This window comes from Roseateles aquatilis (assembly GCF_002205645.1).
GTDB lineage: Bacteria > Pseudomonadota > Gammaproteobacteria > Burkholderiales > Burkholderiaceae_C > Roseateles > Roseateles aquatilis.
In genome coordinates this window covers 25876-50578 of record NZ_NIOF01000001.1, presented here as the reverse complement: position 1 = coordinate 50578, position 24703 = coordinate 25876, and the positions used below count along the sequence as shown (strand labels likewise).

The window sequence follows — 24703 nt, the reverse complement described above, 5'->3', positions numbered from 1 at the left end:
CCATGCACACCTCCCGTCCCTCCCGCAGCGGCGTCGCGCTGGCCCGCTTGCTGATCCGTCCGGAACCGGCTCGCGTGCGCTTCGCGCGTCAGCCCATCGTCGATGGCTCCGTCGAGCCGATGGGGCAGGAGCTGTCCTTCCGCTGGAGTGACGGCCCGCGTCGAACGCAGCCCCCGCCCAGTCCTTATGCGACCAGCATGCTGCTGAGCCAGGCCCTGCTCGATGGTGGGCTCGCGCACCGGCGGCCCGGTTGCCTGTTCGTCGAGATGGACGGCCCCACGCTGCTGAGCCCGATCGCGGAAGTGTTGTGCGGCCACCTCGGCGTGATCCAGCTTTCCTCGGACCTGCCGGTGCAGGAGCCGATCACGCGTCGCATCGCTCAACTGCACGCGCGCGGTTATCGCTTCGCGCTCGCCGACGTGGCGGCGCCCGAGGATCCACGCGGCGAGTGGCTGCCGATGATGTCGTTCGCGAAGCTCGACGTGTCGCTGGCCTCGCCGGCCGGGTGGCCCGCATTCCTGGCGCTCGCAAGGCAGGCCGGCGTGGTGCCGATCGCCGACCGGCTCGCCGATCCGACGGACTACCTGCGCCTCAAGGCGCTGGGCCTGCGCTATTTCCAGGGCGACCTGATCACCCCGGCGCAGGAGGAAACGCCCCGCGCGCTACCGAGTTGCGACGTCGACACGCTGACGCGGCTCTACAAGCTCGCGCGCCAGGGCGTGCCGCACGATGCGCTGGCGATGGCCGCGGCGGCGGATCCCGCGCTGGTGATCCGGCTGCTGACGCTCCAGCGCCTTTATGCCCGAGCGGAACGTCCGCCAACGACGCTCACCGACGTGTTCGCCGGCTTCCCTCATGACGTGCTGCTGGGGTGGTTGCATGTGTTGCGCTCCAGCACCTTCGATCTGACGCCGAGCGGGCACAGCTGGTCGCATGCGGTCCGCGAGCAGATTCACAACTACCGCGCGCGCCTGATCGGTGCTCGGGCCTGCGGCAGTCCGTTGGAACTCGAGGCAAAGATCTTCGATCTCTATCGGCGGCTGTGCTCGCGGGATTCGGGCGGTGTCATGGCATCGGAACTGCGTGAGTTTTGATGTCAGCGGCCCCGGTGGTACGACCGCCGTCGGCATGGGATCAGCGGGAGTTTCGGGATCGCCTGGCAATTCGGGCAGCCGAAGCGGTCTTGTCAAATACCGATTCTTCTTGCGGCGCTCGGGGCGTCGATGATTGAGCCCGAGTCGATCCGCACGGCAATATCAGGGACGGTGAGTCGTCCGGCTTGTCTTCGGCATGGCGTTCCAGGCGCACGTGCCCCCAAGCAACAAGGCCCCGCATCGCGGGGCCTTGTCATGCTCGGAGACCGTTCAATGAATCGGCTCGTCCGGCGGCGGGCCGTTCGTGACGCTGAAGCCCGAGTCGCCCAGCGTGCCGGCCTCGATCTCTTCTTCAGTTGCCTCGCGCACGTCGCAGACGGTCACGTGGATGCGCAGGCCGATGCCGGCCAGCGGATGATTGCCGTCCAGCACGACGTGGGCCGGATAGACCTCGGTCACCGAATAAATCCGATCCGCAGGCATGTCCGGTGTCGAGGCGCCTTCGGGCAGGCCTTCGAACTGCATGCCGACCTCGACGTTGTCGGGGAATACATCGCGCGGCTCGAAGCAGACCAGGGCGCTGTCATAGTCGCCGAACGCGTCCTCGGGCTGCAGCGCGACGCTGACTTCGTCGCCGGAGACCTTGTCGACGAGAGCTTCCTCGACCTTCGCGAACAGGTCTTCGCCACCGTAGAAGAATTCCATCGGCGGGTCCAGGACCTCGACGGATTGGCCTTGGGCGTCCTCCAGTCTCCAGGTCAGGGAGACGACGCAGGGGGCAGTGATTTGCATCGCGCGATTCTCGCATCAGCGGCCGGACCGTTGCGGCCGTGGGTCCTTGTTGACACGAGCGGCCATCGCGCCGAACCGACCCGAGCCGAAGGACAATGCGCCCCCATGACCGCGACTCCCTCGACATCCTCCACCCCCGCCATGCCGATCGCCATCGCCGAAAAGACACCGCTGTTGGGCGGCCTGAGCCCCGCGCAGTTCATGAAGCGCCATTGGCAGAAGCAGCCGTTGCTGGTCCGTCAGGCGCTGCCGGGCGTGCGCCCCCCCATCGATCGCGCGGGCCTGGCCAGGTTGGCGGCCAGCGACGAGGTCGAGTCGCGGCTCGTATCGCAGCAGGCCGGCGACCGCTGGACGCTGCGCCAGGGGCCCATCGCCAAGCTGCCGGCCTGGAGCAGGCCGCGATGGACGCTGCTCGTGCAGGGGCTGGACATGCACGTCCCGGCCGCGCATGAACTGCTGAGCCGCTTCCGGTTCGTCCCCGAGGCGCGCCTTGACGACCTGATGCTGTCCTATGCCAGCGAGGGCGGCGGGGTCGGGCCCCACTTCGATTCGTATGACGTGTTCCTCATCCAGGTCAGCGGCAAGCGCCATTGGCGCATCGGCCGGCTGGGTGTGTCGACCACCGGCGCGCAGCGCGAGGGCGTACCGTTGAAGGTGCTGGCGGACTTCGAGCCGGAGCAGGAATTCGTGCTCGAGCCTGGCGACATGCTGTACCTGCCGCCCGGCTGGGCGCACGATGGCGTGGCCGTCGGCGGCGACTGCATGACGGCGTCTGTGGGCTTCCGCTCGCCGTGGCGCAGCGAGTTGGCCAACGAGATGCTGGTCCGCCTGACCGACGACGAGGAAGCCCCGCGTGGCGACAAGATGTATGTCGATCCCCGTCAGGCCGCCACCGACGAGCCGGGGCGGATTCCCGAGGCGCTGCTGGCATTCGCCCGGGAGGCGGTATTGAAGGCCGCCGCGCAGCCGCTGGCGCTGGAACGTGCGCTCGGCGAGGCGCTGACCGAACCCAAGCCACGCGTGTTCTTCGAGCCCGGCCAGGCGCTGCCGAAAGGCCAGGGGGCGCACCTCGTCGCCCGGACGCGGATGATGTACGACGCCGCGCATGTGTTCATCAACGGTGCCTCGTTCCGCGCCGGCGGGCGCGACGCGACGCTGATGCGCCGGCTGGCGGATCAGCGATCGCTCGCCGCGGCCGACGTGGCCCGCCTCAGCGAGGGCGCACGCGACTTGCTCGACCAATGGGCCGAGGACGGCTGGGTCGAGCCGGCCTGATCGCCTGCCTGGTTTTTGCCTCGTCCGTTTCGCACGCAACAGGAGATCCCCGCCATGTCGCTCGAATCCACCGCGCCTCAAGAGCCGCAAGCCGGCATCGTCGAATCGGCCGAGGAAGTTCGGAAAATGCTGCGGCAAGCGCTGCTGCTCGCGGCGGAGCAGGGCGGCCGGGAGCTGTGCTGGCTGGATGCGGACTTCGCCACATGGCCGCTGTCGGATCCGGCCTTGCTGGAGGCGCTCAGCCGGTGGGCCCTGCCGCATCGTCGCCTGCACCTGCTGGCGACCGACTACGAACCGCTGCGCCGTGTCCATCCTCGTTTCGTCCAGTGGCGCCAGTTCCACGATCACGTGATCACCGCCGGCGCCTATGATCCGGCGGACGCCCTGGAGCGCAGCCAGCCTTCTCCGCAGGGCGTGGTGCTGGCACCCGGCTTGCTGGTGATGAAGTTGTGGACGCCCGTGCGCGCCTCGCTCAGCCTGCGCGACGCACGGGAAGAAGCCATGGCACGTGAGTGGTTTGACGCAATTGAGCAACGGTCTGCCACATCGTTCGCCAGCAGCACCCTAGGGTTGTAAGGAGATTACAAACTGGTGGCTATAATTGCGGGCTAGGCGAGGGAAGCGCTCGAGGTTTCTCACGTCTTGGTCTGCTGAAGCTCGTACTCGTACTCTGGTACGACTTCATTAATTACCGGTAATTGATTGTTCGTCTAAAAGTTACTTGAGGACAAGTATGAAAAAGTCGATCCTGATGGCCTCCCTGCTGGCCGCTGTTGCACTGACCGCTTGCGGCAAGAAGGAAGAAGCCGCTCCCGTGGCGACCCCGGCTCCGGAAGCTTCGGCTCCCGCCGTGGAAGCTTCGGCGCCTGCCGTGGAAGCTTCGGCTGCCTCGGACGCTTCGGCTCCCGCTTCGGCCGCCAGCAACTAAGACGATCTTTTTTCGTCCTGAAGAAGCCGCATGGGTTCGCCCTTGCGGCTTTTTCTTTGCTCGTTTGTTTCTGCGTGGGGTGACCGACCGGAGATATTCGATTGGATATTGCCGGTTCCTGCGAAGCAATGAAAAACGCCACCCGAGGGTGGCGTTTTGTTTGGCGCAAACTGATGCCGTACGGTTAAGTCGCCGCCTCAGCGGATGTCTTCCATCAGCAGTTGCAGGATGCGCTTGGCCATTTCGTTGGTCTGCTGCTGGCCCTTGTCGTCCAGGATGCTGACCGTCGACTTGCTGCCTTCGGACTTGACCGACACGCGATAACGCACGGCCGAGGCGGAGCCGGTGGCACCGAACAGCTTCTGGAAGAAGTTCGGTTCTTCCTTGCCGGCCTGGTTGGGGTCGGCGTAACGCAGGAAGAACAGGCCCTGCTTGCGGTCCCGGTCCTCGATGGTGAAGCCGTGGCGGTCCAGCGACTGTCCGACACGGCGCCAGGCGCGGTCGAAGTCCTCGTTGATCTGCAACTGGTCGGGCACCTCGGCCAGCGAGCGCGGCACGGGGCCGGCGCGGCCGGTGTCGGTCAGGCCGGGTTGCGCCTCGGGCTTGGCGGTGGCCAGCGCCTTGGCGTCGTCTTCCTTGCCGCCCAGCTTGAGCATCAGGCGAGACAGCATCTCGGATTCCATCTCCGGATCGGACGGCCGCGGCTGCCAGGCGGTTTCGTCGCGCTGGGAGTTGGTATAGACCTCCACCATCCCGCGATGCGTCACGTAGATGTCGGTGCCGCCCTTGTCGTTGCGTTCCAGGCGGGTGCGGTACTTGTCGCGCTCGCCGGTCGAGTAGATCGAATCCAGCAGCGAACCCAGCGTCTTGCGGATGAAATCCTGCGGCAGCTTGGCGCGGTTCTCGGCCCAGTTCGTTTCCATCACGCCGACAGCCGGATCTTCCGATTCGACCACCAGGCCGCGTTCCTGCCAGAAGGCCTTGATCTGCGGCCAGAGCTGTTCTGGCGGCAGGCTGCTGTGCAGCCAGCGGGCATTGCCCAGGCGCTGGTATTCGACGACGCCGGCCTTGTCCAGCGCGATCGAGTTGGGCGAGCCGGCCGAAACGACCTGGCGCTGCGCCGTCGGTTGCGCGGCCAGTTGCGCGGCGCTGATCGGGCCGGTGGGGCGGTTCTCGCGCGGGAGCTGGGTCAGGTCGGGCGGCACGTCCAGGCCGGTCGTCTGACGGGCCTGGGTGCGGTAGTCGACCTTGTCGCCGGAGGTCATGCTGTCGAACGTGCTGCACGCCGTCAGCGAGGCCACCGCCATCAGGCAGGCCACGCGCACCGGGGTGGAGGCGCCGGTTTCGATAAGGGAACGAGTCACGCTAGACATCTCCGAGGTAGTTCACTGCGGCCCGGGGCCGCTGGCAGGAAAACGAATGGGAACAGCAAATGCGGACAGCCGACGAGGCAGGCGCCGGCCGTGATTAGAGCAGGCCGGCTTCGCGCATGGCAGCCTCGACCAGCGGCTGGCCGGCACCGGTCAGCGGCGTCAGGGGCAGGCGCAAGTGATTGCCGCAGCGGCCCAACTGGTTCAGCGCCCATTTGGTGGGGGCCGGGCTGGGCTCGGAGAACAACTGCTTGTGCAGGCCGAGCAGCTTGAAGTGCAGCTCGGTGGCTTCACGCACGCGGCCTTCGATGGCCGCGAGGCACATCTCGTGCATGGCCTTGGGCGCGACGTTGGCGGTGACGCTCACATGGCCGCGGCCGCCCAGCAGCATCAGCGCGATGGCGGTGCCGTCGTCGCCGGAATAGATGCCGAAGTGCTTGGGCGCGTTCTTGATCAGCCAGGCGGCGCGCTCGATGTTGCCGGTGGCTTCCTTGACGCCGAACACGCCAGGCAGCGAGGCGCAGCGCAGTGCGGTCTCGGGCGCCATGTCCGCGACCGTGCGGCCGGGCACGTTGTACAGCATCATCGGAATGGCCACCGCTTCGGCGATCGCCTTGAAGTGCTGGTAGATGCCTTCCTGCGAGGGCTTGTTGTAGTAGGGCACGACCGACAGCGTGGCGTCGGCGCCGACCTGCTTGGCGTAGCGGCTGAGCTCGATGGCCTCGGCGGTGGAGTTGGCGCCGGTGCCGGCCAGCACGGGCTTGCGGCCCTTGACGTGTTCGACGGCGACGCGGATGACCTCGCGGTTTTCTTCCATCGTCACGGTCGGGGATTCGCCGGTGGTGCCGACGACGCCGATCACGTCGGTGCCCTGGTCGAGGTGCCAGTCGATCAGGCCGCGCAGCCCATCGAAGTCGATGCGGCCGTCTTCATGCATCGGCGTGACCAGCGCGACGATGCTGCCAACAATTGCGTTCATTCAGGATTCCTCTGGATCGGCGGATTCTACTGAAGCGGCACGCGCTTCCGGGGCTCCGCGTTCAGAGCAGTCGATAACGCGGGTAGACCCCAGGCGAAGGGCTCCCGGACGGGGTCTCGGGCGGCCGGCTTTCGCGAACGGCAGCAACGCGCTGGACGTGGCGCCCGTTGACCGCACCGCCCACCCCGCCGCTCGTCGCGTCACCCGGCGAGGCGTCGAGGAAACCGTCCTCGTAAGCCACGATGCGCAGTCCGTCGAAGGCGCCGAGCAATTCACCGGGGCGCAAGAGGAAATCGGGCCTGGACGGCCGCCCGATCGTCTGCTGGCCATCAGTAAAAGTTTCGTAAAGCAACCAGCCGCCCGGCGCCACCGTCTCGCCGATGCGCGTCAGCAGCGGGCGCCACAGGTAATTGGTGACGACGACCAGGTCGAAACGGCGTTCGCCCAGGGGCCAGGGGTCTTGCTCGATGTCGGCCTCCACCAGCTCGACGAGCCCGGTGGGGCCGTCGCCGTCCGGCACCGGCGCCTGCGCGGCGAGTGCCGCCAGCGCCGCCGCGTCGCGGTCCACGCCGGTGACGTGCAGCCCGGCGCCGGCCAGCAGCCGCAGATGGCGGCCGGACCCGCAGGCCAGGTCCAGCGCGGTCGCGCCGGGGCGGTCGCGCCAGGCCTGCGACCAGCGCAGCACCCAGTCGCTCGGGGCGCTGGCACCATGCGCCCGCGGGGTCGGCGGCGCGGAGGAGGGTGGGGCGGTCGCGCTCATGCGGGCCGCTGCTCCTTCTTGAGCGCCTTCATCGCCATCCGGTCCACCATCCGCGGCGCCAGCAGCTTCAGCCAGCGGCCCAGCTTGCCCTTGGCGGTCATGACGATGTCGCGCTCGCGGGCGAGCGTGCCGTCCAGGATCAGCCGCGCGCATTCCTCGACCGTCATCGCGCCGCGCTCGTCCAGGCTGCTCAGCCCGGACGCCTGCCCCTGCGCGTTGAAGCCGCGATAACGGATCTGCGTGTCGACGACACCCGGGTAGGCGATCGTCACGCTGACGCCGTGCGGCGCGACCTCGGTGCGCAGCGCCTCGAAGAAGCCGGTCATCGCGAACTTGCTGGCGCTGTAGGCGGTGCGGCCCGGGATGCCCAGCAGCCCGGCCAGGCTGGACACCGCCACGATCCGGCCGCGGCTGGCCTTGATCGCCGGCAATGCCGCCTGCGTGCACCAGGCCGAGCCCCACAGGTTGATCTGCATCAGGCGCTGGTACCAGGCCAGGTCCTTGACCTGGTCGAACAGCGCGTGCGCCGACATGCCGGCGTTGTTGACCAGCACGTCGATGGCGCCGAACGCGCCCAGCGCGGCGTGGATCAGCGCCTGGCAGTCCTCCTGCGACTCGACGTCGCAGCGCTGCACCAGCGTGCGCGCGCCCAGCGCCTCGCACTGCGCCGCCACCGCGGCCAGCTTGTCGACGCTGCGCGCCGCCAGCACGAGCGAGAGCTTGGCTCCCTCGCGCCGCGCCCATTGACGCGCCAGTTCGGCGCCGATGCCATCCGAGGCGCCGGTGATGATCACGACCATGTTGTCTCCGCCCTCTTCGGGGTGTGGGTTGCTGAGGCTGGCCGTTCCCTGGAACGGGGCCGGGAGTGAAGGGGCAAGAACCGGTACCGGGTCAGAAACAGGCCCAGAGCCGGTCTGCCATCTGCTGCATCAACGAAGGCTGCGTGTAGGCCAGGAACACCGCCGCCAGCACCAGCAGCGCCGCCGTCCAGGCCGCGGCGCGGCGCCAGGGGCGGGTGGGTTTCATGCGGGGCGCCTGGGGGAGGGGCGCGTGGCCGGCGTGTCGTGGCGTCATGGGGTCTCGCGCGGTGTCAGGCGTTGTCAGGCCGCGGCGGGCTGGGGCTGCCGCGGGATGGCGGTCTCGCGCACCGGCAGGTTGGCGAGCATCGCCATCACGCCCAGCCCGATCGCCAGGTACCAGACCACGTCGTACGAGCCGGTCGCGTCATACAGCTTGCCGCCCAGCCACACGCCCAGGAAGCTGCCGATCTGGTGGCTCAGGAACACGAAGCCGCCCAGCATCGACATGTGCTGCACGCCGAAGATCTGCGCCACGATGGCGTTGGTCGGCGGCACCGTGGACAGCCACAGCACCCCCATCACCGCCGCGAAGACGTAGACGCTGACGGGCGTCAGCGGCACGCTCAGGAAGATCACGATCGCAATCGAGCGCAGCAGGTAGATGCCTGACAGCAGATGGCGCTTGGGCAAGCGCTGGCCGAGCGTGCCGGCCGCGTAGGTGCCGAAGACGTTGAACAGCCCGATCAGCGCCAGCGCGTAGGTGGCGACCTGCGGCGACAGGCCGTGGTCCTTCAGGTAGCTGGGCATGTGCACGCCGATGAAGACGACCTGGAAGCCGCATACGAAGTAACCCAGCATCAGCAACTGGAAGCTGCGGTAGCCGAAGGCCTCGCGCAGGGCCTGGCCGATGCTCTGGTGGGGGCCGCCGTGGGCGCTGGTCCGGGCCGGCTCGCGCAGGCCGAAGGCCAGCGGCACGATCAGGCAGGCGGCCAGCGCCAGCACGAACAGCGCGTTCTGCCAGCCGGTGTAGCCGATCAGCCAGTTCTCGACCGGCACCATCAGGAACTGCCCGAAGGACCCGGCCGCCGCCGCCACGCCCATCGCCCAGGAGCGTTTCTCCGGCGCGATGTTGCGTGCGATGACGCCATAGATCACGGCGTAGGTCGTGCCCGACTGCGCCAGCCCGATCAGCACCCCGGCGCTGCCCAGGAAGCCCGCCGCCGACGACGACACCGCCATCAGCGCCAGCCCCGCCGCGTAGAACAGCGCGCCGGCGATCAGCACCCGCAGCGCGCCGAAGCGGTCCGCCAGCATGCCGGCGAACGGTCCGGCCACGCCCCAGGCCAGGTTCTGCACCGCCAGCGCCAGCGAGAACGCCTCGCGTGTCCAGCCGCGGTCGACGGTGATCGGCGTCAGCCACAGCCCGAAGCCGTGCCGGATGCCCATCGACAGCGTGACGATCGCGGCGCCGCAGATCAGTACCTGCCGCATCGTCAGGGCCGGAGACGCGCGCGCGGGCCGGGAAGAAGAGAGGGGGGAGGCGCTCATCCGGCCAATGTAGCGGCTTCGTCAAGCGCTGGATGACGCCTTCTTGACTTGGGCCTTGGCGGTGGTCGCCTTTTTCGTGGTCGCCTTGCCGCTTGTTCCGGGTTTACCCGACGAGCTCGGCTTGGCCTTGGTCGCGCCGCCGGCCTTGCCCTTGGCGCCCGCGTTCTTGCCGGTCGCCTTTTTGGCCTTGGACGACGCGCCGGCCTTGCCGTTCAGTGCGTTCTCCGCGTCGCCCGCCGTGGCGGCGACGTCCTCCAGCTGCGTCAGCACGCGGCCCTGCTTGATGCGCAGCAGCGGCTTGTCCAGCGCGTCCAGGTCCTCCAGCGGATTGCCCGCCAGCACCAGGAAGCTGGCCTCGCAGCCGGGCTGGAAGCAGCCGATGCGGCGCTGAGGGAACAGCGCGCGCGGCGTGTCGATGGCGGCCAGGCGCAACAGCGTCGCCTTGTCCAGCACGCCGAGCTGGTCCAGGTGATGGACCTCGTTCAACGCGTTGCCGGTGAACAGGTCGGAGCCGACCAGCAGCCGCGCGCCGGCCGCCTTCAGGCGCTCCAGGTTCTGCTTCTGCACGGCCTCGATGCGCGCCAGCAGCTCGGGCACCGGCAGGAACAGCCGCGTCGCGACGGTTGCGGTGATGATCCCGATCTGTTTCTCGGCGGCCAGCGCGGCGACGGCGGGCGGGATCAGGTGGGTCTCGGGGTCTTCGCCGTGCTGCGGGAAGTAGCCGGGCAACTCGGCGATGAAGTCGGCGCCGGCGCGCACGGCGGCCTCGAAGTCGGCGGCGCTCTCGATGTGGACCACGACGCGGCGACCCTCGGCATGGGCGCGGCGGACCACCTCGGCGACCACCTCCGGCGTCACGCCGAGCCGGCCGCGCTGCTCCGGCTGCTGGCGCAACTCGGGGCGGTCGTGATAGCTCATGATGACCTTCACCAGGTCGCTGCGCCGGTCCTGGATCAGCGGCCATTTCTGGCCGACCTGCTCCGGCGTGTCCATGATCAGCACCGCCTTGTCGACGATCTGCTCCAGCGTCATCGGCGGCTGGCCGGACTGCAGCATCGCCAGCGGCTGGCCGTCCGACGAGGTGATGCAGGCGGTGGCGAAGAGCACGTCCGGCGTTTCCGGCTGATCGATGCGCTCGCGCAGCGGTGCCACGGCGGCCGGGTCGGCGCACAGCATCGCGGCATAGAACACGCCGTCGCGCAGGTAGTCCTGGCCGAAGCGCTCCAGGCCCCAGGTGCTTTGCAGGTTGTGGTTGTGGGCGTCGGCCAGTGGCGGTACCAGCGTCTGTCCGCGCAGTTCCAGCAGCCGGTTGACCTTGCGCGGGCGCTGGGCGACGAAACGCCCGTCCTCGACGTAGAGCGAACCGCTCTGCAGCTTCTCGCCGTCGAACCAGCGCGCATGGCGCAGTTCCATCGCCATCGCCGGGCTGGCCTTGTAATCCTCGGCGCGAGCCGGGGCGGGGCCCGCCAGGACCGCCGCCAGCGCCATCGCCGCCGCGCCCAGCGCGCGCAGCATTCCGTGCATCGAGTCGTGCATCAATCCGTGTCCGTTGTCGTCCGTCCGGGCCGCCCTCGCAGGCGCGCAAGCTCGGGCCTGGGCGCGGTCGCGCCACGGGCCTCCCCGGGAAAGTAGCCGCGGATGCTACGACAGCATGACAAGCCCATTCCCCTCCTGGAGGTAACCGGACGTGCCATCGCGCCGCATCCGTGCGCGGCGCGGACGAATGCTTGCGATGCGACGGCATCGAGGGGGGGCTTCGAGTGGCGGCGGGGGAATGCTGGTGCGCGTCCGCGGGCTGGAATCCCCCCGGCATCCCCTCGAATCCATCTGGGGAGGGAGAAGCATCGGCAGGCCGGACCGGCCTGCATAGAATCGCGCCCCATGGCAACCAAAGCAGTCACGACCCCCGGCAGCGCCCCAGGCAGTTATGGCGAAGGCTCGATCCGCGTCCTCAAGGGCCTGGAGCCCGTCAAGCAACGCCCGGGCATGTACACCCGCACCGACAACCCCCTGCACACCATCCAGGAGGTGATCGACAACGCGGCCGACGAGGCACTGGCCGGACACGGCAAGCGCATCGCGGTCATCCAGCACACCGACGGCTCGGTCACGATCGAGGACGACGGCCGCGGCATCCCCTTCGGCCTGCACCCCGAGGAGGGCGTGTCGGTGATGGAGATCGTCTACACCCGGCTGCACGCCGGCGGCAAGTTCGACAAGGGCTCGGGCGGCGCCTACAGCTTCTCCGGCGGCCTGCACGGCGTCGGCGTGTCGGTGACCAACGCGCTGGCCAAGCGGCTGCAGGTGACGGTCTACCGCGAGGGCCAGGTGGCGACGCTGGCCTTCTCCGGCGGCGACGTGGTCGAGCCGGTCGCGACCCGCAAGGCCGAGCCCCGCTCCGGCGACCGCAAGCAGGGCACCACGGTGCGCGTCTGGCCGGACCCGAAGTACTTCGAGAGCGCCGACCTGCCCAAGGGCGAGCTGGTGCACCTGCTGCGCTCCAAGGCCGTGCTGATGCCCGGCGTCACGGTGACGCTGACGCAGGAGAAAACCGGCGAGACGCAGACCTGGATCTACAAGGGCGGCCTGCGCGATTACCTGATGCAGTCGCTGCCGGCCGATCCGCTGATTCCGCTGTTCGAGGGCGAGCAGTACGCGACCGCCTCCGAGAGCGAGAACTTCGCCGAGGGCGAGGGCGCCTCCTGGTGCGTGGCCTTCACCGAGGAGGGTCAGGTCATGCGCGAGAGCTACGTCAACCTGATCCCCACCGTGGCCGGCGGCACGCACGAGTCCGGGCTCAAGGACGGCCTGTTCGGCGCCATCAAGGGCTTCATCGAGATGCACGCGCTGGCGCCCAAGGGCGTCAAGCTGATGGCGGAGGACGTGTTCTCGCGCGCCAGCTTCGTGCTGTCGGCCAAGGTGCTGGACCCGCAGTTCCAGGGCCAGACCAAGGAGCGGCTGAACTCGCGCGACGCGTTGCGGCTGGTGTCGGCCTTCGTGAAGCCGGCGCTGGAGCTGTGGCTGAACCAGCATGTCGAGCACGGCAAGAAGCTGGCGGAGCTGGTCATCAAGCAGGCGCAGACGCGCCAGCGCGCGGCGCAGAAGGTCGAGAAGCGCAAGAGCTCCGGCGTGGCGGTGCTGCCCGGCAAGCTGACCGATTGCGAAAGCACCGACCTGCTGCACAACGAGCTGTTCCTGGTCGAGGGCGACTCCGCCGGCGGTTCCGCCAAGCTCGGTCGCGACAAGGAGACGCAGGCCATCCTGCCGCTGCGCGGCAAGGTGCTGAACGCCTGGGAAGTGGAGCGCGACCGGCTCTTCGCCAACAACGAGATCCATGACATCTCGGTGGCGATCGGCGTCGACCCGCACGGCAAGAACGACGACCCGGACCTCTCCGGCCTGCGCTACGGCAAGATCTGCATCCTGTCGGACGCGGACGTCGACGGCGCCCACATCCAGGTGCTGCTGCTGACGCTGTTCTTCCGCCATTTCCCCAAGCTGATCGCCACCGGCCACGTCTACGTGGCGCGTCCGCCGCTGTACCGCGTCGACGCCCCGGCGCGTGGCAAGAAGCCGGCCGCCAAGCTCTACGCGCTGGACGAGGGCGAGCAGACCGCCATCCTGGACAAGCTGCGCAAGGAAGGCGCCCGCGAGGGCAGCTGGAGCATCAGCCGCTTCAAGGGCCTGGGCGAGATGAGCGCCGAGCAGCTGTGGGACACCACGCTGAATCCCGAGACGCGCCGGCTGCTGCAGGTGCGCTACGGCGATTTCGATTTCGGCGACACCGAGGGCGCGATCAACAAGCTGATGGGCAAGGGCGAGGCGGCGGCGCGGCGCGAGCTGATGGAGCTGCACGGCGACGCCATCGAGGTCGACGTCTGACGACCATGATGACCGCCCACCGCGTCACCCTGCGCCCGACGATGCTGTCCGACCTGGACTTCGTCGTCGGCGTGGAGCAGGACGCGGGCAACCGGCCCTTCATCACGCCGTGGGAGCGCACGCAGCACGAGGGCGCGATCCGTTTTCCGGACGCGCGGCATTTCATCGTGGAGCTGGATGCGCAACGCACCGGCTTCGTCATCCTGCAGGGCTGTCGCAACCCCAATCACTCGGTGGAGCTCAAGCGCATCGTGCTCGGTCCCAAGGGGCAGGGCATCGGTCGACGCTGCGTGCGGCTGCTGCAGAAGATGGCCTTCGAGCAGCTCGGTGCGCATCGCTTCTGGCTGGATGTGAAGGGCCGCAACACGCGCGCGCAGGCGCTGTACCGCAGCGAGGGGTATGTCGAGGAAGGTCGCCTGCGCGAATGCGTGCGGGTCGAGCCGGCCGAGGGCGACATCGGCGACGGCGCGGGTTATGACGACCTGATCGTGATGTCGCTGCTGCGGCGCGAGTACGAGGCGCGCCTCGCGCAAGGGCTGGGGCAGGCATGAGCCGCCGACGTCGCCTCGCGGCCGCGATCGCGGCCGCCTTCGCGGCCGGCGCGGCGCCGGCGCATGCGGAGCTGTGGGGCTACGTCGACGCCGACGGCATCGCCCACTTCGCGCCGATGCAGGTGGACAGCCGCTTCCAGCCGGTGATGGGGGCGCTGGGCGGCATCCAGCGCGTGCCGGGCAAGACCGACCATGGCCAGCGCATGCTGACCTGGCTGGACATCGCGCCGGAGGCCAAGGCGGTGCAGCCCTACCTGCGCGAGGCCGCCGCGGCCACCGGCGTGGATGTGGAGCTGCTCAAGGCCATCATCGCGGTGGAGTCCGGCTTCAAGGCCGACGCGGTCTCGCCGCGCGGCGCCACCGGGCTGATGCAGATCACGCCCGCGACGGCGCAGCGTTACGCGACGGCCGAGGAACTGCGCCGCCCGGCGCCGCTGCTGGAGGCCCGCACCAACGTGCTGATCGGCGCGCGCATGCTGGCCGACCTGACGCGGCGATTCGGCCGCATCGACGCGGCGCTGGCCGCCTGGAACGCCGGCGAGGGCGCGGTGCGACGGGCTGGCGGTCAAATGCCCGACATCGACGAGACGCAAGCTCACGTCCATCTGGTGCTGGAGCTGTACTGGGCGCTGCTGCAGCGCAGCCTGGGCGCGCAGGCCAAGCAAATGACCATGGTCGTCGTCCCGCAGCGTTGAGGCGGCGCCCTTAGAGAGATTCGAACGACCGGTCCCGGCCGGCATGAAGAGAGAGATGAACCAAGAGACTTTTGATTTCGAGACGCAGGGCGGCGCGGGCGGACCCGGCGGTCAATCGCCGTCGGGCGATGCGCTGACGCTGGCGCAGTACGCGCAGCAGGCCTACCTGGAGTACGCGCTGTCGGTGGTGAAGGGCCGCGCGCTGCCGGCCTACAGCGACGGCCAGAAGCCGGTGCAGCGCCGCATCCTGTTCACGATGGAGCGCATGGGGCTGGTGTTCTCCGGCACCAGCGGCGCCAAGGCGGTGAAGAGCGCCCGCGTGGTGGGCGACGTGCTCGGTAAATACCACCCGCACGGCGACCAGGCGGCGTACGACGCGCTGGTGCGCATGGCGCAGGACTTCAGCCAGCGTTATCCGCTGGTCGACGGCCAGGGCAACTTCGGCAGCCGGGACGGTGACGGCGCCGCTGCGATGCGGTACACGGAAGCGCGCCTGTCGCCTTACGCGCGGCTGCTGCTGGACGAGCTCGACATGGGCACGGTCGACTTCCAGCCCAACTACGACGGCTCCTTCGAGGAACCCCGGGAGCTGCCCGCGCGGCTGCCGTTCGTGTTGCTGAACGGTGCGTCGGGCATCGCGGTGGGCATGGCGACGGAAGTCCCCAGCCACAACCTGCGGGAGGTCGCCGAGGCGGCGGTGCTGCTGCTCAAGCGGCCCGACGCCAGCGACGATGAGCTGTTCGACAAGATCAAGGGCCCGGACTATCCGGGCGGCGGTCAGCTGATCAGCTCCGCCGACGAGATCCGCGCGGCCTACAACTCCGGCCGGGGCAGCCTGAAGCTGCGGGCGCGCTGGAAGATCGAAGACCTGGCGCGCGGCCAGTGGCAGCTCGTCGTCACCGAGCTGCCGCACGGCGTCAGCACGCAGAAGGTGCTGGAGGAGATCGAGGAACTGACCAATCCCAAGGTCAAGACCGGCAAGAAGACGGTGACCGCCGAGCAGTTGCAGCTCAAGGGCTCGGTGCTGGCGGTGCTGGACAAGGCGCGCGACGAGTCCAACAAGGACGCGAAGGTGCGGCTGGTGTTCGAGCCCAAGAGCCGTGCGGTCGAGCAGCAGGAGCTGATCAACACGCTGCTGGCGCACACCAGCCTGGAGACCTCGGCGTCGATGAACCTGACGATGGTCGGGGACGACGGCCGGCCCATGCCCAAGACGCTGCGCAAGATCCTCACCGAGTGGATCGGCTTCCGGCTGAACACGGTGACGCGGCGCACGCAGCATCGCCTGGACAAGGTGCGTGACCGCATCCACATCCTGGAAGGCCGCCACCAGATCCTGCTGCACATCGACGAGGTCATCGCGCTCATCCGCAACTCGGACGAGCCCAAGCCCGCGCTGATCGAGACCTTCAAGCTCAGCGAGCGCCAGGCCGAGGACATCCTCGAAATCCGGCTGCGCCAACTGGCGCGACTGGAGTTCATCAAGATCGAACAGGAGCTCAAGCAACTGCGCGAGGAAGCCGGCAAGCTGGAGGAGATCCTGGGCAATCCGTCGGTGCTGCGCCGCACGGTGATCAAGGAGATCGAGGCCGACCACAAGCAGTATGGCGACGATCGCCGCACGCTGATCCTGGAGGACAAGCGCGCGGTGGCCGAGGTGCGCATCGTCGACGAGCCGGTGACGGTCGTCGTCAGTCTCAAGGGCTGGGTGCGGGCGCTCAAGGGTCACGAGGTGGATCCGGCGGCGCTCGCCTTCAAGTCGGGCGACTCGCTGTACGGCGTGTTCCCGTGCCGCAGCGTCGATCCGCTGGTGGTGCTGGGCACCAACGGCCGGGCCTACTCGGTGCCGGTCTCGGCGCTGCCGGGCGGGCGCGGCGACGGCCAACCGATCACGACGCTGATCGAGCTGGAGTCGGGCTCGCAGATCGCGCACTACTTCGCCGGCGCGGCGACGCAGCGGCTGGTGCTGGCGGGGACCGGCGGCTTCGGCCTGGTGGCGGAGGTCGGCGACCTGGTCGGCCGGCAGAAGGCCGGCAAGAGCTTCCTCAGCCTGGAAGGCGAGGAACGTCCGCTGCCGCCGGCCGTGGTGCCCGCCGGCGCGGTCGCCGGCGTGCAGGTCGCCTGCCTCACCGTGGGGGGGCGTCTGCTGACCTTCGCGATCGACGAGCTCAAGCACCAGCCCAAGGGCGGGCGTGGCCTGACGCTGATCGACCTGGACGCGAAGGACCTGCTCCTGAGCGTGGCCGCCTTCACGACGCAGTTGTTGGTCAGCGGCACCGCGCGTGGCGGCAAGCCCAAGGACGAGATGCTCAAGGGCGTGTCGCTGGCTGCCTTCGCAGGCAAGCGCGCGAAGAAGGGCAAGCCGGCCGACGTGATGCAGAAGCCGTTGCGCCTGATCACCGGCTGATCCTCGCGGCCGGGCCTCGCCCCATGAAAAACGCCGGCCCTTGCGCCGGCGTTTTCCGTTGAGGTCGTCTGCTCGTCGTGATGCCGTGATGCCGCGATGGCATCCTGCTCGGCTCGGCTCGGCTCGGCTCGGCTCGCCGCGACGAGGTGTCAGCGGGCCGCCTTCAGAGCCGCGCCAGCGCCTTCGCGCATTCCGGCACCAGCGCCGGGCCCTTGTAGATCAGGCCGGTGTAGAGCTGGACCAGGTCCGCGCCGGCCTGCAGCTTGGCGCGTGCGTCCTCGCCGCTGAGCACGCCGCCCACGCCGATGATGGGGAAGCCGCCGCCCAGCGCCGAGCGCAACAGGCGGATGACGCGATTGCTGGCCTCGAAGACCGGCGCGCCGGACAGGCCGCCGGTTTCGTTCGCATGCGGCAGGCCTTGCACCGCGTCGCGGGCGATCGTCGTGTTGGTGGCGATCACGCCGTCGATGCCGTGGCGTTGCAGGCTGGCCGCGATGACGGCCACTTGATCCTCGTCCAGGTCGGGAGCGATCTTCACGAACAGCGGCACCGTGCGGCCGCTGGCGTCCTGCAGCGCCAGCCGGCGAGTCTGCAGCGGGCCGAGCAGCGCATCCAGCGCCTCGTCGCTCTGCAGCTGGCGCAGGTTCTTGGTGTTGGGGCTGGAGATGTTGACGGTGATGTAGTCGGCGTGCGGGAAGACGCCTTCCAGGCCGATCAGGTAGTCGTCGACGGCCCGCTCGATCGGCGTGGCCGCGTTCTTGCCGATGTTCAGGCCCAGCAGCCCGCCGTGATGCCGGAAGCTGTGCGAGCGCTTCACGTTGGCGATGAACGCGTCCAGCCCCTCGTTGTTGAAGCCCAGCCGGTTGATCAGCGCCTGCCGGGCGGGCAGGCGGAACATGCGCGGCTTGTCGTTGCCCGGCTGCGCCTTGGGCGTGACGGTGCCGACCTCGATGAAGCCGAAGCCCATCGCGCCCAGGCCGTCGATGCAGCGGCCGTTCTTGTCCAGCCCGGCCGCCAGGCCGACGCGGTTCGGGAAGGTCAGGCCGGCGACGGTGACCGGGTCCTGTACCCGGGCCTGCGCCCAGGCGCACTGGGCGGGCGTGTTCTGGAGGCGGGCGATGCTGCCCAGCGTCAATTCGTGGGCATGTTCGGGATCCATGCCGAACAGGAAGGGACGGGCGAGGCCGTAGGGAATCAGAGACATGATGGGGCGGCATTGTCTCATCGGCCCCTGGATCGCCCGTCGCCCGGCTACTCACGGCGTGCGAACGGTGATGGGGGACTCGCCCTAGCTCGTTCGGGCCGTTGCAGGCTTGACGCGGCGGGATTTCTCAGCCCGCGCCGGGCGCCGCGGCCCGATCGACGCCGGGCTCGTCGCTCGGTGGCCGATCCCACGGCGGTACGTCGCCGAACTGCTCGACCATGAAGTCGATCAGCGCGCGCACCTTCGGACTGGGGAAGCGGCTGGGCAGGTAGACCGCGTAGAGCACGTTCGCCTCCGCCGGTCCGCCCAGCGGCGTCCAGTCCGGCAGCAGGGCGGTCAGGCGGCCCGCGCGCAGGTCGGCGCCGATGGCATAGGTCGGCAGCACCGCCACGCCCATGCCGGCGAGCGCCGCCACGCGCAGCGATTCGCTGCTGTTGGCGGTCAGGCCGCTTTCGAAGCGGAGCGTGCCGGAGATCTCCACCTCCGCCTCGCCGTCCACCGCATGGCGAAAGCGCCAGCGCTCCGGCGCGTGCAGGTAGCCGAAACGCAGGCAGCGGTGATCGGCCAGGTCGGCGACGACCCGCGGCGTGCCCTGCGCGGCGAGATAAGCGGGCGACGCGCAGGGCACGAAGCGGATGTCCGCCAGCCGCCGCGCCACCAGCCCCGGGCTGGGTCGGCCGGTGAGCCGCAACACGACGTCGAAACCTTCCTCGGCCAGGTCGACGTAACGGTCGTTGAGCCCCAGCACCACCTGCAGCTGCGGATGCCGGGCGCAGAACTCCACCAGCAGCGCGGTGAATTGCAGGTTGCCGAAGGCGGTGGAGGTGCTCAGCCGCAGCACGCCGCGTGGCTGCTCGCGCTGGCCGGCGAGCTCGGCGTCCAGCGCCTGCGCCTCCTCGATCAGCCGCAGCGCGCGCTCGTAGACGCCGCGCCCCTCGGCGGTGGCGCTGATGCTGCGGGTGGTCCGGTGCAGCAGGCGCGTGCCGAGCTGCTGCTCCAGCCTGGCCACCTGCTTGCTGACGGCGGACTTGGTCGCGCCCAGCAACTTGGCCGCCCCCGAGAAGCTGCGCGCGTCGACGACGCGGGCAAAGGCCTGCAAGTCTTCCAGTCGTCCCATCCGTCGTCTCCTCGACGGCCGCGAGGGATCCGCGGCCGGTGGCTGATTGTTCTCGATCTGGAAACTCTATAACGAATGAACGCCGGATTGTGTCCTGAAGGCGTCCTTCCTAGAGTGCGATCCACGGCATTCATTTCCTGGAGCCCGCCATGTCGACCACCGCGATCCCCTCGATCTCCTCGATTCCCCGTCCACCGACCCCCGCCGTCCCCGTGACCGCTGCGTTCCGTGAGGGGCGCGACGCCGGCGGCGCCGCCGTCAGCCCGACGCCAACCAGGATGCTGAACCGGACGACGACCCGGATGTCCACCCGGCCGGCGGCCGGGGCGTCGTCGCAGGCGTTCGGCACCGGTGGCCTGGCCGCGCTGGTGGCGCTCAGCCTGCCGGTGCTGTTCATCCTGCTCTGGAGCACCGGCTACATCGCCGGCAAGCTGGCGCTGCCGCACGCCGGCCCCTTCACCTTGCTCACGTTGCGTTTCGGGCTGGCGGCGCTGGTGCTGCTGGCCGTGTCGGTGGTGACGCGCGCGCCGTGGCCGAAGACGGCGCGGCAGTGGGGCCACCTGGCCGTGGTCGGGCTGCTGATGCAGGTGCTGCATTTCTCCGGCATCTACGCGGCGCTGCAATGGGGGCTGCCGGCCGGCATCGCGGCGCTGATGATCGGCCTGATGCCGCTGGCCACGGCCTTGGGCGCGCACCTGTGGCTGTCGGAGCGGCTCGCCGGCCGCCAGTGGCTGGGGCTGCTGGGCGGGCTGGCCGGCGTGGCGCTGGTCATCGCCGGCCGGCCGATGGGCGGCGGCGCGTGGCAAGCCTACGGCGCGGGGCTGCTCGGCCTGGCGGGCCTGGTGGCCGGCACGCTGTATCAGAAGCGCTACTGCGCCGGCATGGACCTGCGCACCGGCAGCGGCATCCAGATGACGGTGTCGACGCTGGCGGTGCTCGGGCTGGCGTTGTGGCGCGAGCAGGCGATGCCGGACTGGAGCGTCGAGCTGATCGCTTCGACGCTGTGGCTGGCGCTGGTGAACTCGATCGGCGCGTTCAGCCTGATGTTCGTGATGATCCGGCGCGGGCAGGCAGGCGCGGTGGCGCGGCTGTTCTACCTGGTCCCCGGCGTCTCGGCGCTGATGGGCGCCGCGTTCCTGGGCGAGCACCTGGGCGCGCTGTCGGTCGCCGGCTTCGTTCTGACGGCCATTGCGGTGGGACTGGCCTCGATGACGCGCGCGGGCAGATAATCCCTGGCTAATTCACCGCTCCTTTCGGGGCGCGCCCGACGCCATGAAGAACCTCGACCATCCGCAGCACGATCGCGAAGTCGGCACCGCCGACAGCACCCGCGACGACACCCGCACCGACGATACCCGCATCGATGCGGTCCGCCCGCTCATCTCGCCCGCGCTGCTGCTGGACCAGTTGCCGCTGCCCGAGGCGTCGCAGCAGGTGGTCGAGTCGGCCCGCCACGAGATCAGCGCCGTGCTGCACGGCCAGGACGACCGGCTGCTGTGCATCGTCGGCCCGTGCTCGATCCACGACCACGGCCAGGCGATGGACTACGCGCGCCTGCTCAAGAACCTGCGCGACGAGCTCCAGGACGACCTGCTGATCGTGATGCGCGTCTACTTCGAGAAGCCGCGCACCACCGTCGGCTGGAAGGGCTACATCAACGATCCGCACCTGGACGGCAGCTTCCACATGAACGAGGGCCTGCGCCTGGCGCGCCAGTTGCTGCTGGACGTGACGGCGCTGGGCCTGCCGGCGGGCACCGAGTTCCTGGACCTGCTGTCGCCGCAGTACATCTCGGACCTGATCGCCTGGGGCGCCATCGGCGCGCGCACCACCGAGAGCCAGAGCCATCGCCAGCTCGCCTCCGGTCTGTCGTGCCCGGTGGGCTTCAAGAACGGCACCGACGGCTCGGTGAAGATCGCCGCCGACGCGGTGCTGGCCGCGCGCGCCAGCCACGCCTTCATGGGCATGACCAAGATGGGCCTGGCCGCGATCTTCGAGACCCGCGGCAACGACGACTGCCACCTGATCCTGCGTGGCGGCAAGGCGCCCAACTACGACGCGGCCTCGGTGCAGGCGGCGGCGGAGGTGCTGAAGGCGGCCGGGCTGCGCGAGCAGCTCATGATCGACTTCTCGCACGCCAACTCGTCGAAGAAGTACGAGCGCCAGATCGACGTCGGCCATGACGTCGGCGCGCAGATCGCCGGTGGCGACGCGCGCATCACCGGCGTGATGGTCGAGTCCCACCTGCAGCCGGGCCGCCAGGACCTGCTGGAGGGCCAGACCAAGGCCGACCTGCGGCCGGGCGTGTCCATCACCGACGCCTGCCTGGGCTGGAGCCAGACCGAGCCGCTGTTGCGCGATCTGGCCAAGGCCGTGCGCCAGCGCCGCGAGCGCCGGGCGGCCTGACCGGTCCCGCCGCCCGCGCAGAGTCGAGGACGCCGATGAGCCGAGCCCGCTGACGCATGGTGAGCCTGTGGAACGGGCTGGCGGCGCTGGTGCTGTCCCATCCGTGGATCTATCCGGCGCTGGAGACGCTCCACCTGATGGGGCTGGCCGCGCTGTTCGGCGGTTTGCTGATCTTCGAGCTGCGCATGCTGGGCCGCGCCACGGCGCTCGATCCGTCGGCGCTGGCGCGGCTGTCGGTGCCGGTGGCGCTGGCGGGTTTCGCGCTGTGCGCGGTGACCGGCGTGGCGCTGTTTTCCGCGCATGCGGACGAGCTCTGGGTCAGCAACGCCTTGCGCCTGAAGATGGCGCTCATCCTGATCGCGGGCGCGAACGCGCTGTGGTTTCACTGGCGCGGCGGTGTGCGCGCGCAGGACCGCATGGCGCGATGGCAGTGCCTGCTGTCCCTGGGACTGTGGGTCACGGTGATCGTCTGCGGACGCTGGATCGCCGTCGTCTGAGCTGGCGGCGGACGGCGGGCGGGGCCCGCGGCACGGAGCCGTCGATGGGGCGGTGCGCCGTGAGCCGTGGCGGCGTCCTGGTTGTCCCTCGCTCTCTCCCTCTCCCTCTCCCTCTCCCTCTCCCTCTCGCGGCCCGTGCCGTTCGCGACGCGCGCTGACCACTCGCGCCACGGCGGAGCGTTTCGTCTCAACGCGGCGGCCCGTGCGGCTTCGGTTGCCTAGAGTGCCTCCATCGATCCCAGCCGGGGTCATTTCCTGGAGCCACCGATGCCGATCCCATTCGCCAAGTCCGTCCGTCCCGACCGCGCCGCCGAGCATCCCCGCCGTCCCGCCATGTCGCGGGCGGTGGCTTCGCGCGCCGTGGCCCTGGGCATCCTGCTCGCCGCGGCCGGGGTGCCGGCCTTCGCCGCGGACCTGGAGGTCGAGATCAGCGGCCTGACGCCCGTGCAAGCCGCCGCGCCGGCCGGGCAGGTGATGGTCGCCGCCTTCTCCAGCGCGTCGAGCTGGCTGAAGCAGCCGGTCGCGACCGGCAAGGCCGCGCTGGCCGACGCGCGCGGCGGAGTCGTGACGGTGCGGTTGACGGGGCTGCCCGCCGGGCCGGTGGCGATCACCGTCTTCCAGGACATGAACGGCAACGGCAAGCTCGACAGCAACATGATCGGCATGCCCATCGAGCCGTTCGCGTTCTCGCGCCAGGCGCAGGGCAACTTCGGGCCGCCGAGCTTCGAGCAGGCCGTGCTCGAAGCCGGCGTCACGCGCCACGCGATCCGCCTGCCCGCGCCCTGAGGAGCCCACCATGGACCGCCGCCATCTGCTGCGTGCCGGCGCCACCTCGGCGCTGACCGCCGTCGGCCTGACCGACCTCGCTTCCGCCACCGCGCTGGCCCGGGCCGGCCAGGCGCTGGCCACCAGCGCCCACCTGGTCAACGGCGCCGCGGCGCTCAGCGCCGAGGATTTCGAACGGGCCCTGGCCACCGCGCCGGAGCTGTTGCCGCTGCGCGGCTGGGACGGCGAGGACCGCGCCGCCACCGAGCTGCGCATCGAGGGCCGCTGGCCGCGCGAGCTGCGCGGCACGCTCTATCGCAACGGGCCGGGGCTGATGAGCCGCGCCGGCGAGCGCTACCGCCACTGGTTCGACGGCGACGGCCTGATCCAGGCCTGGCGTTTCGAGGACGGCCGGGCCAGCCACCAGGCGCGATTCGTGCGGACCGCCAAGTTCCGCGCCGAGCAGGAGGCGGGCCGTTTCCTGCTGCCGGCGCTGGGCACCGCGATTCCGCCGCAGCGCCCGGTGACCGGCTCGGACAGCCTGAACGTCGCCAACACCAGCGTGCTGCGGCTGCAGGACCGTCTTTATGCGCTCTGGGAGGGCGGCAGCGCCTACGAGCTGGACGCCGGGTCGCTTGCCACGGTCGGTCCCAAGGCCTGGTCGCCGGAACTGCGCGGCATGCCGTTCTCCGCGCATCCGAAGGTGGAGCCGGACGGCACCGTCTGGAACTTCGGCACCACCTCGCGGCATCTGCTCATCTACCGCATCGGGCGCGACGGCGCGCTGGCCCGGCAACAGCTGCTGGAACTGCCGATGGCGGCGATGGTCCATGATTTCGCGGTGTCCCAGCGCTTCCTGACGTTCCTGCTGGCGCCGATCTCGCTGGACATGGCACAGGTGCGCGCCGGATCGAGCATGTCCGCCGCGATGCGGTGGCGGCCGGAGCAGGGCACGCGGGTGCTGGTGCTGGACAAGGCGACGCTGACGCCGCGCTGGTTCCAGTTGCCGGCGAGCCTGGTCTTCCACTTCGGCAATGCCTGGGACGACGGCGACGAGCTGGCGCTGGACTATGTGGAGGCACCACCGCTGCCCGAATTCAACGCGCGCATCGCCAACCTGATGGCCGGGCGCCGCCTGGTCGAGGCGCCGTCGCAGCCGCGTCTGTTGCGCCTGCCCTTGAGCGGCGGCGAGCCGCGCCTGGAGCGGCGCGACGAAGCGGTGGAGTTCCCCGTCGTCGACCCGCGGGTGGTCGGTCGGCGGCATCGCTTCGTCTACTACCCGGTGCGCATCGACGACCCGTCGCGCTGGGGTTTCGACGGCGTGATGCGCCTGGACCTGGACACTGGCGCGCGGCAGCGCTTCCAGTTCGACGAGCAGGTGCTGCTGGAGGAGCAATTGCTGGTGCCCAGACCCGGCTCGACGCGCGAGGGCGAGGGCTGGTTGCTGGGCCTGGGCTACGACGTCAAGCGCCAGCGCAGCTTCGCGACGGTGTTCGACGCGCAGCGGCTCGCCGACGGTCCGCTGGCCCGGGCGTGGTTGCCGTACTGGGCGCCGCTGGGATTTCACGGGCGCTTCTATCCGGCTTGAGGCACCGGGTCCGGGGCGGGGGCGCCGTGCCGGACATGGACATGG

General features: G+C 69.7%; 23 protein-coding genes. 13 read left to right on the top strand and 10 right to left on the bottom strand.

The genetic code is table 11. From position 1 onward, the window contains the following. The first annotated feature begins 2 nt into the window (after positions 1–2). The gene (locus CDN99_RS00240) at positions 3–1094 is read left to right on the top strand and encodes a YuxH family protein (protein ID WP_088382126.1); all 1092 of its coding nucleotides are present in this window, start codon (positions 3–5) and stop codon (positions 1092–1094) included. A gap of 270 nt (positions 1095–1364) precedes the next feature. Here the strand turns inward: CDN99_RS00240 and CDN99_RS00235 are convergent, their stop codons facing one another. After that, positions 1365–1886 carry an FKBP-type peptidyl-prolyl cis-trans isomerase gene (locus CDN99_RS00235; RefSeq protein WP_088382125.1) on the bottom strand — a complete coding sequence of 174 codons (522 nt, stop codon included), beginning with the start codon at positions 1884–1886 and terminating at the stop codon, positions 1365–1367. A gap of 105 nt (positions 1887–1991) precedes the next feature. On the opposite strand from CDN99_RS00235, the gene CDN99_RS00230 reads away from it, so the two are divergent. The 3 genes from CDN99_RS00230 to CDN99_RS00220 all read left to right on the top strand — a co-directional run bounded on the left by CDN99_RS00230 (position 1992) and on the right by CDN99_RS00220 (position 4089). Further along, the gene (locus tag CDN99_RS00230; RefSeq protein WP_375134336.1) at positions 1992–3161 is read left to right on the top strand and encodes a JmjC domain-containing protein; all 1170 of its coding nucleotides are present in this window, start codon (positions 1992–1994) and stop codon (positions 3159–3161) included. A gap of 54 nt (positions 3162–3215) precedes the next feature. After that, positions 3216–3737, top strand: a complete 522-nt coding sequence (locus CDN99_RS00225) for a hypothetical protein (protein WP_088382123.1) — start codon at positions 3216–3218, stop codon at positions 3735–3737. 157 nt (positions 3738–3894) lie between these two features. After that, complete coding sequence (locus tag CDN99_RS00220; protein WP_088382122.1) at positions 3895–4089, top strand: hypothetical protein; 195 nt, start codon at positions 3895–3897, stop codon at positions 4087–4089. A 197-nt stretch (positions 4090–4286) separates the two neighbouring features. Here the strand turns inward: CDN99_RS00220 and bamC are convergent, their stop codons facing one another. The 7 genes from bamC to CDN99_RS00190 form a co-directional block, all read right to left on the bottom strand. Next, positions 4287–5453, bottom strand: coding sequence for an NlpB/DapX family lipoprotein (gene bamC, locus CDN99_RS00215; protein WP_238139297.1), 1167 nt, complete (start codon positions 5451–5453; stop codon positions 4287–4289). 103 nt (positions 5454–5556) lie between these two features. Then, the gene (gene dapA / locus CDN99_RS00210) at positions 5557–6438 is read right to left on the bottom strand and encodes a 4-hydroxy-tetrahydrodipicolinate synthase (protein ID WP_088382121.1); all 882 of its coding nucleotides are present in this window, start codon (positions 6436–6438) and stop codon (positions 5557–5559) included. 61 nt (positions 6439–6499) lie between these two features. Continuing rightward, entirely contained in the window at positions 6500–7198 is a 699-nt protein-coding gene (locus tag CDN99_RS00205; RefSeq protein WP_088382120.1) for a class I SAM-dependent methyltransferase, read from the bottom strand. Next, positions 7195–7998, bottom strand: coding sequence for an SDR family oxidoreductase (locus CDN99_RS00200; protein WP_088382119.1), 804 nt, complete (start codon positions 7996–7998; stop codon positions 7195–7197). The genes CDN99_RS00205 and CDN99_RS00200 overlap by 4 nt, the downstream gene beginning before the upstream one ends. Before the next feature lie 91 nt (positions 7999–8089). Beyond that, a complete protein-coding gene (locus CDN99_RS29485) occupies positions 8090–8224 on the bottom strand; it encodes a hypothetical protein (RefSeq protein ID WP_259374704.1) in 135 nt (44 codons plus the stop codon). Positions 8225–8298: 74 nt separating this feature from the next. Beyond that, complete coding sequence (locus tag CDN99_RS00195) at positions 8299–9546, bottom strand: MFS transporter (protein WP_238139296.1); 1248 nt, start codon at positions 9544–9546, stop codon at positions 8299–8301. A 21-nt stretch (positions 9547–9567) separates the two neighbouring features. Beyond that, the gene (locus CDN99_RS00190) at positions 9568–11082 is read right to left on the bottom strand and encodes an amidohydrolase family protein (protein ID WP_141100573.1); all 1515 of its coding nucleotides are present in this window, start codon (positions 11080–11082) and stop codon (positions 9568–9570) included. A 345-nt stretch (positions 11083–11427) separates the two neighbouring features. Between CDN99_RS00190 and CDN99_RS00185 the strand changes: the two genes are divergently transcribed. Genes CDN99_RS00185 through parC form a run of 4 tightly spaced genes read left to right on the top strand, consistent with a single transcriptional unit; the run spans position 11428 to position 17081 of the window. Next, entirely contained in the window at positions 11428–13428 is a 2001-nt protein-coding gene (locus CDN99_RS00185) for a DNA topoisomerase IV subunit B (RefSeq protein WP_088382116.1), read from the top strand. Positions 13429–13436: 8 nt separating this feature from the next. After that, a complete protein-coding gene (locus CDN99_RS00180) occupies positions 13437–13979 on the top strand; it encodes a GNAT family N-acetyltransferase (RefSeq protein WP_238139295.1) in 543 nt (180 codons plus the stop codon). Further along, positions 13976–14674, top strand: coding sequence for a lytic transglycosylase domain-containing protein (locus CDN99_RS00175; RefSeq protein WP_088382114.1), 699 nt, complete (start codon positions 13976–13978; stop codon positions 14672–14674). The genes CDN99_RS00180 and CDN99_RS00175 overlap by 4 nt, the downstream gene beginning before the upstream one ends. Positions 14675–14729: 55 nt before the next feature. Continuing rightward, a complete protein-coding gene (gene parC / locus CDN99_RS00170; protein WP_088382113.1) occupies positions 14730–17081 on the top strand; it encodes a DNA topoisomerase IV subunit A in 2352 nt (783 codons plus the stop codon). Between the two features lie 163 nt (positions 17082–17244). On the opposite strand, the gene CDN99_RS00165 is transcribed toward parC, so the two are convergent. Together CDN99_RS00165 and CDN99_RS00160 are read right to left on the bottom strand one after the other, a co-directional pair. Beyond that, complete coding sequence (locus CDN99_RS00165; RefSeq protein ID WP_088382112.1) at positions 17245–18285, bottom strand: quinone-dependent dihydroorotate dehydrogenase; 1041 nt, start codon at positions 18283–18285, stop codon at positions 17245–17247. 127 nt (positions 18286–18412) lie between these two features. Next, positions 18413–19402 carry a LysR family transcriptional regulator gene (locus CDN99_RS00160; protein ID WP_088382111.1) on the bottom strand — a complete coding sequence of 330 codons (990 nt, stop codon included), beginning with the start codon at positions 19400–19402 and terminating at the stop codon, positions 18413–18415. 149 nt (positions 19403–19551) lie between these two features. Between CDN99_RS00160 and CDN99_RS00150 the strand changes: the two genes are divergently transcribed. The 5 genes from CDN99_RS00150 to CDN99_RS00130 all read left to right on the top strand — a co-directional run bounded on the left by CDN99_RS00150 (position 19552) and on the right by CDN99_RS00130 (position 24658). Next, entirely contained in the window at positions 19552–20631 is a 1080-nt protein-coding gene (locus tag CDN99_RS00150; protein ID WP_238139294.1) for a DMT family transporter, read from the top strand. Positions 20632–20674: 43 nt separating this feature from the next. Next, positions 20675–21808 (top strand): 3-deoxy-7-phosphoheptulonate synthase, encoded by a 1134-nt coding sequence (locus tag CDN99_RS00145; RefSeq protein ID WP_088382108.1) that lies wholly within the window; start codon positions 20675–20677, stop codon positions 21806–21808. A 56-nt stretch (positions 21809–21864) separates the two neighbouring features. Beyond that, positions 21865–22305, top strand: a complete 441-nt coding sequence (locus CDN99_RS00140; RefSeq protein ID WP_238139293.1) for a hypothetical protein — start codon at positions 21865–21867, stop codon at positions 22303–22305. 267 nt (positions 22306–22572) lie between these two features. Beyond that, the gene (locus CDN99_RS00135) at positions 22573–23091 is read left to right on the top strand and encodes a DUF2141 domain-containing protein (protein WP_088382107.1); all 519 of its coding nucleotides are present in this window, start codon (positions 22573–22575) and stop codon (positions 23089–23091) included. Between the two features lie 10 nt (positions 23092–23101). Further along, positions 23102–24658: a carotenoid oxygenase family protein gene (locus CDN99_RS00130; protein WP_088382106.1), complete on the top strand. Its 1557-nt coding sequence runs from the start codon at positions 23102–23104 to the stop codon at positions 24656–24658. Positions 24659–24703 lie beyond the last annotated feature (45 nt).